Here is a 13,409-nt window from a genome sequence, read left to right on the forward strand (position 1 = left end):
TCCTGGAGAACGTTCCGATGAATTTCATCAAGGCCTCGATCCAGCGCTACCAGCTCGGCAGCCTCCTGCTGCTGGTGCTGCTGCTCGCGGTGGTGCTGCCGCTGTCGCTCGACATCTTTCGCCTCAACCTCGTGGGCAAGTACCTTACCTACGCCTTCGTGGCCGTGGGGCTCGTCATGGTGTGGGGCTACGGCGGCGTGCTGAGCCTGGGGCAGGGCGTGTTCTTCGGCATCGGCGGCTATGCGATGGCGATGTTCCTCAAGCTCGAAGCGTCGGACCCCATCACGACCAAGATCCAGTCGACGCCCGGCATCCCGGACTTCATGGACTGGAACCAGATCACCGAGCTGCCCGCGCTGTGGCTGCCGTTCAAGAGCCTGCCGCTGAGCCTCGCGCTGGTGGTGCTCGCACCGATGGCGCTGGCCTGGCTCGTGAGCTTTGCGATGTTCAAGCGCCGCGTGGGCGGCGTGTACTTCGCGATCATCACGCAGGCGGTGGCGCTCATCTGCACCGTGCTCATCATCGGCCAGCAGGGGTATACGGGCGGCGTGAACGGCATGACCGACCTGAAGACCATGCTGGGTTGGGACACGCGCACCGACAGCGCCAAGTACATCCTCTACTACGTCTGCGTGGGCTTGCTGGTGCTGAGCATCCTGCTGTGCCGCTGGGTGCAGACCAGCAAGCTGGGCACGCTGCTGCTCGCCATGCGCGACAAGGAAGACCGCGTGCGCTTCTCGGGCTACGACGTGTCGAACTTCAAGGTCTTCACCTTCTGCCTGGCGGCCGGGCTCTCGGGCATCGGCGGTGCGATGTTCGCGCTGCAGGTGGGCTTCATGTCGCCGAGCTTCGTGGGCATCGTGCCCTCGATCGAGATGGTGATCTTCTGCGCCGTCGGTGGCCGCATGAGCCTGGTGGGCGCGGTGTATGGCGCGCTGCTGGTGAATGCGGGCAAGACGCTGTTCTCCGAAAGCTTCCCTGACCTGTGGCTCTTTTTGATGGCCGCGCTTTTCATCGGCGTGACCATGGCTTTCCCGATGGGCCTGGCGGGCCTGTGGGAAGACACGATCAAGCCCTGGTGGGCCTCGCGCCGCCAGGCCCTGCGCGACGCCGCGGTGAAGCCGCCGCCCGCCGCCGTGTCGGCCCCTTCCCCTGTCGCCGCGCCGCAGGCCGAGCCCGCCTTGCCCGAAGGCATCGGCCGCCAGCGCGCCTGATCGAACCCGGAGCCCCCACCCCATGAGCAACACCGACTTCGCGCTCGCCGTGGAAGACCTCACCGTCTCCTTCGACGGCTTCAAGGCCATCGACGACCTGACGCTGTACATCGACAAGAGCGAGCTGCGCGTGATCATCGGCCCCAACGGCGCCGGCAAGACCACGCTGCTCGACCTGATCTGCGGCAAGACGCGCGCCAGCGCCGGCAGCATCAAGTTCAAGAACACCGAGCTCACGAAGATGGCCGAGCACAAGCGCGTGCGGCTGGGCATCGGCCGCAAGTTCCAGACGCCGTCGATCTACGAGAACCTCAGCGTGTTCCAGAACCTGGAGGTGTCGTTTCCGAAAGGCCGATCGGTGTTCGGCGCGCTGGCGTTCAAGTGCGACGACGAGGTCAAGTCGAAGGTGCAGGCCGTGGCCGAAGACATCGGCCTGGCCGACAAGCTGCGCACCGAAGCGGGCCTCCTGAGCCACGGCCAGAAGCAATGGCTCGAAATCGGCATGCTGCTGATGCAGGAGCCCGAGCTGCTGATGCTCGACGAACCCATTGCGGGCATGAGCGCGCGCGAACGCGAACTCACGGCCGATCTGCTCAAGCGCATCTGCCAGAACCGCGCCGTGATCGTCATCGAGCACGACATGGCCTTCGTGAAGCAGATTGCGCACAAGGTCACGGTGATGCACCAGGGAAAGATCCTGGCCGAAGGGCCGATGGAGAAGGTGCAGGCCGATCCGAAAGTCATCGATGTCTATCTGGGGCACTAGGGTGAAGCCGAGCTTGTGTTGTCCCCTCTCCCGCTTGCGGGAGAGGGCTAGGGTGAGGGTCGCGGGCCTTCGTCACAGCCAGACCTTTTCCACCGCCCAAAGCCCTCACCCCAGCCCTCTCCCGCAAGCGGGAGAGGGAGCAAGACAGATCAACCCCGCGCTGGAGCCTTTGAAATGAGCACCGTCATGCTGAAGGTCGAAGACCTGCACGTCGCCTACGGCCAGAGCGAGGCCTTGCACGGCCTCTCGTTCGAAGGCCATGCGAACGAAACCATCGCCATCATGGGCCGCAACGGCATGGGCAAGACCACGCTGTTCAAGAGCCTCATGGGCATCCTGCCGCTGAAGAGCGGCCGCATCGAGGTGGCGGGGCAGGACGTGTCGCGCGACGAGAGCTTCAGGCGCGTGGCCAAGGGCATCGCCTACGTGCCGCAGGGCCGGATGATCTTCCCGACGCTGACCGTGGAAGAGAACATCCAGACCGGTCTGGAGAACTCGAAGACCCGGCGCATTCCCGAAGAAATCTACGCGTTGTTCCCCGTGCTGTGGGACATGAAAAGCCGCAAGGGCGGCAACCTCTCAGGCGGCCAGCAGCAGCAGCTTGCGATTGCGCGCGCGCTCGTCACCGACCCCAAGGTGCTGCTGCTCGACGAGCCCACCGAGGGCATCCAGCCTTCGATCATCAAGGACATCGCCAAGGCGCTCAACGAGATCCGCAAGCTGCGCGGCATCACCATCGTCGTGTCCGAACAGGTGCTGAGCTTCGCGATGGACGTGGCCGACCGGCTCTTCGTGATCGAAGGCGGCCGGCTCGTGCACGAGACCGCGCGCGACAAGACCGATGTGGAACACATCAAAGCCTATCTCTCTGTCTAACCACAACCCCAGGAGCCACTGCACATGACGGACACGCTGATCAAGGTCGACCTGACCCAATCGCCCACCGAGAACGAGAACATCCACAACCGCTGGCACCCGGACATTCCGATGGCCTGCTGGGTCAACCCGGGTGACGACTTCATCCTCGAGACCTTCGACTGGACCGGCGGCTTCATCAAGAACAACGACAGCGCCGACGACGTGCGCGACATCGACCTGAGCACCGTGCACTACCTCTCGGGCCCGGTGGGCGTGAAGGGCGCCGAGCCCGGTGACCTGCTGGTGGTCGACCTGCTCGATATCGGCGCCAAGCAGGACAGCCTCTGGGGCTTCAACGGCTTCTTCTCGAAGAAGAACGGCGGCGGCTTTCTGACCGATCACTTTCCCGAAGCGCAGAAATCGATCTGGGACTTCAAGGGCATGTTCACGAGTTCGCGCCACATTCCGGGCGTCAACTTCGCGGGGTTGATCCATCCGGGCCTGATCGGCTGCCTGCCCGACAAGCCCATGCTCGATATGTGGAACGAGCGCGAAGGCAAGCTCATCGCCACCGACCCGGACCGCGTGCCCGGCCTCGCGAACCCGCCGTTCGCCGGCACCGCCCACATGGGCAAGATGACCGGTGAAGCACGCGCTAAGGCCGCGGCCGAAGGTGCCCGCACCGTGCCGCCACGCGAGCATGGTGGCAACTGCGACATCAAGGATCTGTCGCGCGGTTCGAAGGTGTTCTTCCCCGTGTACGTCGAGGGCGCGGGCCTCAGCGTGGGCGACCTGCATTTCAGTCAGGGCGACGGCGAGATCACCTTCTGCGGCGCCATCGAGATGGCCGGCTGGGTGCACATGAAGGTCACGCTCATCAAGGGCGGCATGGCCAAGTACGGCATCAAGAACCCGATCTTCAAGCCCAGCCCGATCACGCCGCAGTACAACGACTACCTGATCTTCGAAGGCATCTCGGTCGACGAGAGCGGCAAGCAGCACTACCTGGACGTGAACGTGGCCTACCGCCAGGCGTGCCTGAACGCCATCGAGTACCTGAAGAAGTTCGGCTACTCGGGCGCGCAGGCCTATTCGATTTTGGGCACCGCGCCCGTGCAGGGCCACATCAGTGGCGTGGTCGACGTGCCCAACTCGTGCGCCACGCTGTGGCTGCCCACGGGCATCTTCGACTTCGACATCAACCCGAACGCCTCGGGGCCGGTGAAGTTCATCGACGGCAGCATCGACATGCCGCTGTCGCACGACCTGCGCTGAAGAAGAGAAGGCCCCACGCATGCCGACCTACGACTACGCCTGCGGGCAGTGCGGTGGCTTCGAATCGCTGCGGCCTTCGGGCCAGCGCGACGAGCCCGCCGCATGCCCCGATTGCGGCACGGCCTCGCCGCGCGTGTTCACCGCCGCGCCGCGCCTGGCGCTGATGGCTGCCGACACGCGCCACGCGATGGCCACCAACGAACGCGCGCGGCACGAGCCGTCGAGCTCGCGCGACTATGCGCGGCTGCGGCATCCCTCGGGCTGCGGCTGCTGCTCGGGATCGTCGCGACGCAGTGCCACGCAGACCGCGCCGAACGGTGCGAAATCGGCCCCGTCGCGGCGGCCCTGGATGATCTCGCACTGAGGCTTCGGTGTGCATTCCTTGCATGCGCTGAGCGCATGCAAGGAATGCCGGTGACGAGAACTTTCTCGCGTGTTCCCTCTGGAGGGCAGGGTTCCGGCCACCGCATCGCATGCGCGAGCGGCGCGCGATTGTTTCAATCCCGTGAACGCCGCGATTCCTTTTGCTGCCGTTTTTTTGGGCGCTTCAGGTTCAAACTTCATTCCATCGACACACCACCTGAAGGAGATTGAAATGAATGCCTCGAAGACCCTCGCCGCCGTTGCCCTCTCGCTCCTGGCTGCTGCCGGTGCCCACGCTGAAACCTATGACGGCGTGCACACCGTGAACTCGACGCTCTCGCGTTCGGAAGTCGCGTCGCAAGCCGTGGCTGCCGCCCGTGCCGGCAACGAGTACAGCGACGGCGCCACCGCCGGCGCACAGACCTTCACCTCGACCGCCGACCGCTCGTCGGTCCGCGCTGAAGCCGTCGCCAAGGCCCACGACCCGCTCGCCAGCCTCGACCGCCGCGCGTTCTACCGCGACGAAGTGCCGGCTGCGTACAAGAAGCCCAGCGTGTCGTTCACGCGCCAGGCTGGCCTGTAATTGGTCGACCGCAGTCCCTTCGGGGGCTGACAAGAACGAACGGGCCCTCGGGCCCGTTTTTTCATGCCTGCATCTTCGCGACCAAGTCTGCGACGTGCGCGCCCAGCGCGAGCGACGCTGTCAGCCCCGGCGACTCGATGCCGAACAGGTTGACCAGCCCCGCGATGCCGTGGTCCCGAGACGTCTGGATCACGAAATCCGTCGCCGTGTTGTGCATCGACGAGCCCGGGCCCGCCAATCGTGGGCGGATGCCGGTATAGCCCGGCTGCAACTCACCGTCCTGCAAGGCGGGGTAATAGCGGCGCACCGACTGGTAGAAGGCCGCTTCGCGTGAGGCGTCGAAGCTGTAGTCGATGCCGTCGCGCCAGCTCAGGTCGGGCCCGAACTTGCATTGGCCGCCGAGGTCGAGCGTCACGTGGGCGCGCAAGGCGCCTTCGCGCCCGGTCGGGTACACGAGGTGACGGAAGGGCGATTTGCGCGCGAGCGAGAAATAGTGGCCGATCGCGTAGTACAGCGGCGGCACCTTGTCTGCGGGCATGCCTTCCACGCGTGCGGCGATTTCCTGCGCGCCGAGTCCGGCCGCGTTCACCACCGTGTTGCACAGCACGCTCGTTGCTTCCGCGCCGCCCACCTCGACCACGAGGCCGTCCACCGTAGGCCTCACGGCCTGCACGCGGCTTTGCAGCGCCAGCGAGGCACCCGCACGTTCCGCGTCGCCCAGGTACGACAGCATCAGCGCGTGGCTGTCGACGATGCTCGTCGAGGGCGAATGCAGCGCGCCGACGCAGGCCACCTCGGGCTCCATGTCGCGCGCTTCGGCGGCGCCGAGGAGGCGCAGGTCGGTCACGCCGTGGGCCGCGCCGAGCGCGATGTACTTGTCGAGCTCGGGCAGCTCCGCGTCCTGCACCGCCACGATGAGCTTGCCGATGCGCTGGTGGCCGATGCCGCGTTCGGCGCAGTAGGCGTACAGCGCGGCCTTGCCCGCCACGCACAGCCGGCCCTTGAGCGAGCCGGGTGCGTACGAGATGCCCGCGTGGATCACCTCCGAATTGCGCGCGCTGGTGTGCGTGCCGATGGCGTGCTCGGCTTCGAGGATCACGACCTCGCGCCCGGCCATCGCGAGCGATCGCGCGATGGCCAGGCCCACCACGCCGGCGCCGATCACGACGCAGTCGATCCGGTCCATGCGGCTCAGTCCAGCCGGATGTCGGCTTCGCGGATCAGCGCGCCCCACTTGGCGTGCTCGGCGCGGATGTAGGCGTCGAACTGCTGCGGCGTGCCGCTGGCGGGCACGCTGCCTTCCTGCGCGAGCTTGTCCTGCACGTCCTTGCGCGCCACCGTCTTCACGACGGCCGCGTTGATGCGGTTGATCACGTCGGCGGGCAGGCCGGCCGGGCCGACGAGGCCGACCCAGGTCGTGGCCTCGAAGCCTGCGAAACCCTGTTCGGCCACGGTGGGCACGTTCGGCAGCGCGGGCAGGCGCTTGGCCGAGGTGACGGCCAGCGCGCGGGCGCGGCCGTTCGACAGCTGCGACATCACCGACACGCTGCTGCCGAAGTACAGCGCGATCTGCCCGCTGATCAGGTCGTTCATGGCCGGGCCTGCGCCCTTGTAGGGCACCTGCATGACCTTGATGCCCGCGCGGCGCGCCAGCATTTCGCCGGCCAGGTGCCCCACGGTGCCGTTGCCGGCCTGCGCGATGCTGAACTCGCCCGGCTTCGCCTTCGCAGCTTTGATGAAGTCGGCCAGCGTGCGCAGCGGCGAGTCCGCGCGCACGGCGAGCACGACGGGCTGCGAGGCCACTTCGGCGATGGGCGAAAAATCTTTCAGCGCCTCGAAGGGCATCTTCGAATAGAGCCAGGGGTTGATCGTGAGGTTCGAGGTCTGTCCCATGCCGATCGTGTAGCCGTCGGGCGTGGCCTTGGCCACGGCATCGAGGCCGATGTTGCCGGCCGCGCCGGGCTTGTTGTCGACGACGACGGTCCAGCGCTCGAGCGAGGTGAGGCGCTCTGCAATCAGGCGCGAGGTCGCGTCGGTGCCGCCACCGGGCGTGAAGGGCACCACCAGCTTCACGGGCCGCTGCGGCCAGTCGCCTTGGGCGTAGGCCATGCCCGCCGCTTGGGCGATCGATACGAAGGCGGTGGTCTGCAGAAAGTCTCTACGGTTCATGTCTTGTCTCCTGGGGGTTCTTGTGTTTTCGTGGCTGCCGTTCAGACCGGCAGGCCCTTGGCGCGCAGCACGGCGTCGAAGCGCTCGGGGTCGGCGGTGCCGGTGCGGTTGGTCTCGCGGATCTTGGCTTCGCGGGCCAGGTGGGCCCGCGTCTTGAGGAGCACGTCGGCCGCTTCGGCGGCGGGCACGGCGATGACGCCGTCGGCGTCGCCCACCACCAGGTCGCCCGGCATCACGACCAGGCCCGCGCACGAGACCGGCACGTTCACCTCGCCGGGGCCGTCCTTGCTGGGCCCGCGGTGCGTGTGGCCGCGCGCGAAGATCGGCATGCCGTCTTCGGCCCACTCGCACAGGTCGCGCACCGCGCCGTCGATGACGAGGCCGGCCAGCTGGCGCGCGATGCAGGTGGTGCGCATCAGGCCGCCGACCAGCGCCTGCGTGACGTCGCCGCCGCCATCGATCACGAGCACGTCGCCCGGCGCGACCATCATCAGCGCCTTGTGGATCATCAGGTTGTCGCCGGGCCGCACACGCACGGTGACGGCGGGGCCGCACAGCACGGTGTCGAGCCGCGCGTGGTACTGGCGCAGCCCGACGGTGCCGACATTGCGGCTCATCGCATCGCCGATGGCGGCGACGGGCAGCGTGCGAAAGGCGTCGACGAGGGCGGCGTCGGGGCCGGGCGCGCGCGGGTTGATGCGGTAGCCGGGCGGCCAGGAGAGGGGGGCGGTCATGCGGTGATTCCGTGCAGAAGGGGTGAAGACAAAACCTGCGGGTTCACGCAAGCCGAAGGATCGACCGGGCGGCCTTGCAGCCAGCCCAGCACGTTGCGGGCGGCGCCGCTGGCCATGCCTGCGAGCGCGGCGGGCGTGGAGCCGCCGACATGCGGCGTGAGCACCACGTTGGGCAAGGAAGCCAGCAGGCTGCCGGCGGGCAGGGGTTCGTCGGCCATGGTGTCGAGGCCGGCCGCGTGCAACTGACCGCTTTGCAGCGCGGCGACGAGCGCGGGCTCGTCGATCACCTCGCCGCGCGCCGTGTTGACGACGATCGCGCCGCGCGGCAGTGCCGCGAGTTGCGCGGCGCCGAGCATCTGGCGCGTGTGGCGGTTGAGCGGCACGTGCAGGCTGAGCACATCGCTCAGCGGCAGCAGCGCATCGAACGAAGGCAGCAGGCGCACGCCGGCCACCGGGCTCGGGCCGTTTCCGAGGGCCGGGTCGAACGCGGCCACCTGCATGCCGAGCGCGAGGCCCACCCGGGCGACGCGCTGGCCGATCTGGCCGAAGCCGACCAGGCCCAGCGTCTTGCCATGCAGTTCCACGCCGTCTTGCGCGCGCGACCAGCGGCCGTCGTGCAGTTCGCGGTCCATCCAGCCGATGCGGCGGGCGGCGGCGAGCATCAGGCCGAGCGTCATCTCGGCGACCGATTGCGCATTGGCGCCGGGCGTGACATAGACCGGAATGCCGCGCGCGGTGGCCGCTTCGACGTCGATGTTGCTCACGCCCACGCCGTGCTTGGAGATCACCTTCAGCGTCGGGCATGCGGCGATGGCGCGGGCCGACAGCTGCACGGTGCGCGAGATGACGGCGTCGATGGGTTCGCTCGCCATCAGCTGCTCGACTTCTTCAACGCCGTCTGCGTTGGCAAGGTAGATGACGCGGGCGCCGGCTTCGGCGAGAAGGTCGGCGCCGGCGGTGGCAAGCCGTGGCGCGGTGACCAGGACGGTGGGGTGCATGGAGAAAGAAGAAGGTCGTTCGAGGGTCTGTGTGGGCTGGATTGTGGAAATCGCCATTCATTCCGTCCAATCGATAATGTTCATTCAACGATTCCTCGGAGCTATGAATGGACATCCAGCTGCGCGACCTGAAATATTTCGAGGTGGTCGCCGACACCGGCCACCTGGGCCAGGCTGCCGACAAGCTGGGCCGCACGCAGCCCGCGCTGACCAAGGCGGTGCAGCGGCTCGAGGAGGCCTTCGGCAGCGCGCTGTTCGAGCGCAAGGGCCGGGGCATCCAGCTCACGGCGGTGGGCGAGGTGCTGCTGGCGCGCGCCCGGCTGCTGCGCGGCGCCACCGAAGAGGCGCTGCGCGAGGTGAGCGATTTCGCCAAGGGCAACGCGGGCCACGTGCGCATCGGCAGCGGGCCCATTGCGGCCGACCACGTGCTGCCCGAGGTGTGCAACCTGCTGCTGGCCGAGGCCGGCGACACGCGCATCGACATCACCGTCGCGCCCAGCATGGCGCTGCGCGAGCGGCTGCGTGAAGGCGCCATCGACCTCTTGATCGGCCTCATGCCCGCGCACGACCCGGCCTTCGTCACGCATTCGATCGTCGAGGACGTGGTGGTGGTCGCCGCCAGCCCGCAGCACCCCGTGTTCGACCTGCCGAAGATCACGATGAAGTCGCTGTTGCAATGGCGCTGGGTGCTGCCCGCCGACCCCATTCCCAGCCGCCAGTGGCTCGATGCGGCGTTTCAGTCGCGCGGGCTGCCGTTGCCTGCGGTGCAGGTCAACGCGAACTCGATCCCGCTGCTGCCGCGCCTCATCTCGCGCTCCGACATGTTGAGCTTCCTGTCGCGCCACACGCTCGGTGCGGCCGGGCGCGAAGGCACGCTGCGCGAGGTGCCGCTCAAGGAGACCACGCTGCGCCGCCACCTGGGCGTCACATACCGCAAGGAGGGCTACCTGTCGCCGGCGGCGCGGCGCCTCGTGACCTTGCTGCGCAATGAAGGGGCGCAGCTTTTTTCGTCGGCGTTGGCGCAGCGCGTGCTGTGACCGGTGTGGTGCGACGTCTGCGGCAAGCGAGCTAGCTCGCGCGTCAGCTCACTCCCGCGTCAACACGAAGCGCTTCTGAATCCCGCCCGCAGCAGAAGGCGCCACCCACAGATCGATCTCACCCGGCTCGACCACAGGCTTCATGTCCCGCCCCAGAAACTGCAGATCGTCATCGCCGACAGTGAACTCGACCACCTCCGACGCACCCGGCGCAATCCGCACCTTGCGGAAATTCTTCAGCTCACGCACCGGCCGCGTCACGCTCGCCGCGCGCTGGGCCAGGTACAGCTGCACCACTTCTTCCGCCTCGCGTGTGCCCGTGTTGGTGACCGTGGCGCGCACGCGCAGCGTGTTGCCGATGGCAAGCCGGTCGCTGCTCAGCTCGACCTGGTCGTAGCGCACCGGCGCATAGCCGATGCCGAAACCGAAGGGGTACAGCGCCTCGTTCGTCGCGTCCAGGTAGCGCGTCTTGAAGGCCGTGCCCGGCGCGCTCTCGGGCGAGGGGCGGCCGGTGCGCTTGTGGGCGTAGTAGTAGGGCACCTGGCCAGCAGTCTGAGGAAAGCTCACGGGCAGGCGGCCCGAAGGGTTGGCGTCGCCGAACACCACATCCGCGATCGCGTGGCCGGTCTGCACGCCGAGGAACCAGGTCACGACGATGGCGCGCGCGTTGCGCACCGCACCCTTGAGTGCCATTGCGCGGCCGTTGCTCAGCAGCACGACCACCGGCTTGCCCGTGGCGGCCACGGCCTCGGCCAGGTCTTGCTGCGCCTGCGGCAGGCCGATGTCGCTGCGTGAGCGCGACTCGCCCGACATCTTCTGGCTCTCGCCGATGGCCAGCACCACCACGTCGGCGTCGCGTGCGGCGGCCACGGCGGTTTCGATGCCGCCGGGCAGGGGCGCCTCGACGTTCGTGCCGCGCGTGACGGTCAGCCGCGAGGCCTCGATGCCCAGCGCGGCGTGCAGGCCTTCGTCGATGCCCACGGGCGCGGACTGGCCCGGGAACAGGCTCCAGGAGCCCATCAGGTCCTTGGTGCCTTCGGCGAAGGGGCCGATCAGCGCGATCTTCTGCGGACCGGTCTTGGCCAGCGGCAGCAGCTGGCCCTCGTTCTTCAGCATCACGATCGAGCGACGCGCGCTCTCGCGGGCCAGGGCGATGAACTCGGGGTTCTCCACGCGCTGTTCGGCCGGAGGACCATCGAGGCCGCGCATCGGGTCGTCGAAGAGGCCGAGCTTGAGCTTGACACGCAGCACGCGCCGCACGGCCTCGTCGAGCCGCGCCATCGGCACCTCGCCCGAGGCCACGAGGTCGGGCAGGTGGCGGATGTACAGGCCGCTTTGCATGCTCACGTCGGTGCCAGCCATGAAGGCCAGCTTGGCGGCCTCGCGGCTGTTGGCGGCGTGGCCGTGTTCGATGAGTTCTTCGTCGGCCGTGTAGTCGGACACCACGAAGCCCTTGAACTTCCATTCGTCGCGCAGCACGCCGGTGAGCAGCGCGGGGTTGGCGGTCGAGGGAACGCCGCCGATCTCGTTGAACGCGCTCATGACCGAGAGCGCGCCCGCATCGAGCGCCGCGCGGAACGGAGGCAGGTAGACCTCGCGCAGCGTGCGTTCAGAGATTTCGCTCGTGTTGTAGTCGAGCCCGCCCTCGGCCGCGCCGTAGGCCGCGAAGTGCTTGGGCGTGGCGAGCATCGAATCGGCATTCGAAAGGTTGCTGCCCTGGAAGCCGCGCACGCGCGCCGCTGCGAACTGGCGTGCGAGGTACGGGTCTTCGCCCACGCCTTCGAGGCCGCGGCCCCAGCGCGCGTCGCGCGCGATGTCGACCATCGGCGCGAAGGTCCAGCGAAAGCCGTCGGCCGTGGCCTCGACCGCCGCCGCGCGCGCGGTGCGCTCGGCCAGCGCGGGCTCCCAGCTCGAAGCTTCGGCCAGCGGCATCGGGAAGATGGTGCGAAAGCCGTGGATCACGTCGGCGCCGAAGATCAGCGGAATGCCCAACCGCGATTCGCGCACCGCCACCTGCTGCAACCGCCGCTTGCCTTCGAGGCCGGCGTTGTTGAACAGGCCCGTGAGCCGCCCGTTGCGCACGTCCTCGGTCTCCTGCTGCCCGTTGCGCCAGCCGGCCTGCGGGTTGTTCGGGATGTTGATGTCGGCGGGGCCGTAGAGGCTGAGCTGGCCCGCCTTTTCCTGCGGCGTCATGCGCGCGATCAGCGATTCGATGCGGGCTTCGGCTGCGTCGGAGGGCTTCAGGTCTTTGGGAATGGACGCCGCGATGGCGGGGAGGGAGAGGGTGGACAGGACGAGGGCGAGAGCGGCGGCTTTTCGAACATGCATGGCCGCCTATTCTGCAGACAACACGCGTTGGCCCCGGCCAGCGGGTTTCCGCCCTGGGCGTAGGGCCTTGTCCGACCCGGGCCGCTTACTCGGCGGTGGCGCCGGCGTCCTTCGCCACCTTGACCCACTTGGTCGTCTCGGTGCCGATGAAGGTCGCGAGTTCGGCGGGCTTCATGTTGCCGGCGGTCACGCCCTGTTCTTCGAAGCGCTTGACCACATCGGGCTGCTGCACCGCGCGGGCCAGCTCGGTGTTCAGGCGCTGCACGATCTCGGGCGGCGTGCCGTGCGGCGCCATGAGCGCGAACCACGTCGTCATGTCATAGCCCTTGAGGCCCGCCTCGTCGAGCGTGGGCACGCCGGGGTAGGCGGGCGCGCGCGTCTTCGTCGTCACGGCCAGCGCGTGCACCTTGCCGGCGCGGATGTGCGGCGAGGCCGAGGGGCTGGTCTCGATCGCCATCTGGATCTGCCCGCCCATGAGGTCGGCCATCATCGGCGCGCCGCCCTTGTAGGGCACATGCACGATGTCGGTCTTGGTCATCGAGCGGAACAGCTCGCCCGAAATGTGCTCGGTGCTGCCGCTGCCGGCCGAGCCGAAGTTGACCTTGCCGGGGTTGGCCTTGATGTACGCCACGAGTTCGGCCATCGTCTTCGCGGGCACCTTCTCGTTGACGATCAGCACGTTAGGCGTGGAGGCCGCGAGCGCCACCGGATCGAAGTCGCGCTGGAAGTCGTAGGGCAGCTTCTTGTACAGGCCCGGTGCGATCGCATGCGCGATGGTGGCCAGGAACAGCGTGTAGCCGTCGGCCGGTGCCTTCGCGGCGATGGTCGCGCCCACGGTGCCGCCTGCGCCGCCGCGGTTGTCGACGATCACCGGCTGCTTGAGCGCTTCGGAGAGCTTCTGGCCGATGGTGCGCGCGACGATGTCGGTGGTGCCGCCCGCCACGAAGGGCACGACAAGGGTGATGGGTTTCGCGGGCCAGTCGGCGGCAGAGGCCATGCCTGCGGCGAGCATCAGCATGGCGACGGCGGTGCGAAGAAAGGTGTGGCGTTTCATGGTCGTGAGGTCTCCGTGTCGTTGTGAAAG

Annotated in this window: 13 protein-coding genes; 7 read left to right on the forward strand and 6 right to left on the reverse strand. The window is 67.9% G+C overall.

What is annotated here, in order from left to right; all coding sequences use genetic code 11:
• Nucleotides 1-17: 17 nt before the first annotated feature.
• From urtC to CLU95_RS27995, 6 genes are all read left to right on the forward strand, one after another.
• Nucleotides 18-1,214 carry an urea ABC transporter permease subunit UrtC gene (urtC, locus tag CLU95_RS27970; RefSeq protein ID WP_099796605.1) on the forward strand — a complete coding sequence of 399 codons (1,197 nt, stop codon included), beginning with the start codon at nt 18-20 and terminating at the stop codon, nt 1,212-1,214.
• 22 nt (nt 1,215-1,236) lie between these two features.
• Nucleotides 1,237-1,980, forward strand: coding sequence for an urea ABC transporter ATP-binding protein UrtD (gene urtD / locus CLU95_RS27975; RefSeq protein WP_099796606.1), 744 nt, complete (start codon nt 1,237-1,239; stop codon nt 1,978-1,980).
• Between the two features lie 186 nt (nt 1,981-2,166).
• The gene (gene urtE, locus CLU95_RS27980; RefSeq protein ID WP_099797509.1) at nt 2,167-2,856 is read left to right on the forward strand and encodes an urea ABC transporter ATP-binding subunit UrtE; all 690 of its coding nucleotides are present in this window, start codon (nt 2,167-2,169) and stop codon (nt 2,854-2,856) included.
• 24 nt (nt 2,857-2,880) lie between these two features.
• A complete protein-coding gene (gene fmdA / locus CLU95_RS27985) occupies nt 2,881-4,113 on the forward strand; it encodes a formamidase (RefSeq protein WP_099796607.1) in 1,233 nt (410 codons plus the stop codon).
• Nucleotides 4,114-4,132: 19 nt separating this feature from the next.
• Entirely contained in the window at nt 4,133-4,477 is a 345-nt protein-coding gene (locus tag CLU95_RS27990) for a zinc ribbon domain-containing protein (RefSeq protein ID WP_062478321.1), read from the forward strand.
• Between the two features lie 231 nt (nt 4,478-4,708).
• Complete coding sequence (locus CLU95_RS27995) at nt 4,709-5,059, forward strand: alpha/beta hydrolase (protein ID WP_099796608.1); 351 nt, start codon at nt 4,709-4,711, stop codon at nt 5,057-5,059.
• 61 nt (nt 5,060-5,120) lie between these two features.
• Here the strand turns inward: CLU95_RS27995 and CLU95_RS28000 are convergent, their stop codons facing one another.
• From CLU95_RS28000 to CLU95_RS28015, 4 genes are read right to left on the reverse strand one after another with little or no spacing between them, the layout of a single operon-like run.
• Nucleotides 5,121-6,245: an NAD(P)/FAD-dependent oxidoreductase gene (locus CLU95_RS28000; protein ID WP_099796609.1), complete on the reverse strand. Its 1,125-nt coding sequence runs from the start codon at nt 6,243-6,245 to the stop codon at nt 5,121-5,123.
• Nucleotides 6,246-6,250: 5 nt separating this feature from the next.
• On the reverse strand, nt 6,251-7,228 hold the full coding sequence (locus CLU95_RS28005) for a Bug family tripartite tricarboxylate transporter substrate binding protein (RefSeq protein WP_099796610.1): 978 nt from the start codon (nt 7,226-7,228) through the stop codon (nt 6,251-6,253).
• Nucleotides 7,229-7,269: 41 nt separating this feature from the next.
• Nucleotides 7,270-7,962: an RraA family protein gene (locus CLU95_RS28010; protein WP_099796611.1), complete on the reverse strand. Its 693-nt coding sequence runs from the start codon at nt 7,960-7,962 to the stop codon at nt 7,270-7,272.
• Nucleotides 7,959-8,960 (reverse strand): hydroxyacid dehydrogenase, encoded by a 1,002-nt coding sequence (locus tag CLU95_RS28015; protein ID WP_099796612.1) that lies wholly within the window; start codon nt 8,958-8,960, stop codon nt 7,959-7,961. Before CLU95_RS28015 ends, CLU95_RS28010 begins: the two co-directional genes overlap by 4 nt.
• A gap of 107 nt (nt 8,961-9,067) precedes the next feature.
• On the opposite strand from CLU95_RS28015, the gene CLU95_RS28020 reads away from it, so the two are divergent.
• Nucleotides 9,068-9,997 carry a LysR family transcriptional regulator gene (locus tag CLU95_RS28020; RefSeq protein WP_099796613.1) on the forward strand — a complete coding sequence of 310 codons (930 nt, stop codon included), beginning with the start codon at nt 9,068-9,070 and terminating at the stop codon, nt 9,995-9,997.
• A 48-nt stretch (nt 9,998-10,045) separates the two neighbouring features.
• On the opposite strand, the gene CLU95_RS28025 is transcribed toward CLU95_RS28020, so the two are convergent.
• Nucleotides 10,046-12,325, reverse strand: a complete 2,280-nt coding sequence (locus CLU95_RS28025; RefSeq protein WP_099796614.1) for a glycoside hydrolase family 3 N-terminal domain-containing protein — start codon at nt 12,323-12,325, stop codon at nt 10,046-10,048.
• 85 nt (nt 12,326-12,410) lie between these two features.
• Nucleotides 12,411-13,379 carry a Bug family tripartite tricarboxylate transporter substrate binding protein gene (locus CLU95_RS28030; protein ID WP_099796615.1) on the reverse strand — a complete coding sequence of 323 codons (969 nt, stop codon included), beginning with the start codon at nt 13,377-13,379 and terminating at the stop codon, nt 12,411-12,413.
• Between the last annotated feature and the right edge of the window lie 30 nt (nt 13,380-13,409).

This window comes from Variovorax sp. 54 (genome assembly GCF_002754375.1).
GTDB lineage: Bacteria > Pseudomonadota > Gammaproteobacteria > Burkholderiales > Burkholderiaceae_C > Variovorax.

Coding starts and splice junctions, on each gene's coding strand:
- CLU95_RS27995 (WP_099796608.1), top strand. CDS start 4,709: ATGAATGCCTCGAAGACCCTCGCCGCCGTTGCCCTCTCGCTCCTGGCT.
- CLU95_RS28000 (WP_099796609.1), bottom strand. CDS start 6,245: ATGGACCGGATCGACTGCGTCGTGATCGGCGCCGGCGTGGTGGGCCTG.
- CLU95_RS28015 (WP_099796612.1), bottom strand. CDS start 8,960: ATGCACCCCACCGTCCTGGTCACCGCGCCACGGCTTGCCACCGCCGGC.
- CLU95_RS28020 (WP_099796613.1), top strand. CDS start 9,068: ATGGACATCCAGCTGCGCGACCTGAAATATTTCGAGGTGGTCGCCGAC.
- urtC (WP_099796605.1), top strand. CDS start 18: ATGAATTTCATCAAGGCCTCGATCCAGCGCTACCAGCTCGGCAGCCTC.
- urtE (WP_099797509.1), top strand. CDS start 2,167: ATGCTGAAGGTCGAAGACCTGCACGTCGCCTACGGCCAGAGCGAGGCC.
- CLU95_RS28010 (WP_099796611.1), bottom strand. CDS start 7,962: ATGACCGCCCCCCTCTCCTGGCCGCCCGGCTACCGCATCAACCCGCGC.
- fmdA (WP_099796607.1), top strand. CDS start 2,881: ATGACGGACACGCTGATCAAGGTCGACCTGACCCAATCGCCCACCGAG.
- CLU95_RS27990 (WP_062478321.1), top strand. CDS start 4,133: ATGCCGACCTACGACTACGCCTGCGGGCAGTGCGGTGGCTTCGAATCG.
- CLU95_RS28030 (WP_099796615.1), bottom strand. CDS start 13,379: ATGAAACGCCACACCTTTCTTCGCACCGCCGTCGCCATGCTGATGCTC.
- CLU95_RS28005 (WP_099796610.1), bottom strand. CDS start 7,228: ATGAACCGTAGAGACTTTCTGCAGACCACCGCCTTCGTATCGATCGCC.
- CLU95_RS28025 (WP_099796614.1), bottom strand. CDS start 12,325: ATGCATGTTCGAAAAGCCGCCGCTCTCGCCCTCGTCCTGTCCACCCTC.
- urtD (WP_099796606.1), top strand. CDS start 1,237: ATGAGCAACACCGACTTCGCGCTCGCCGTGGAAGACCTCACCGTCTCC.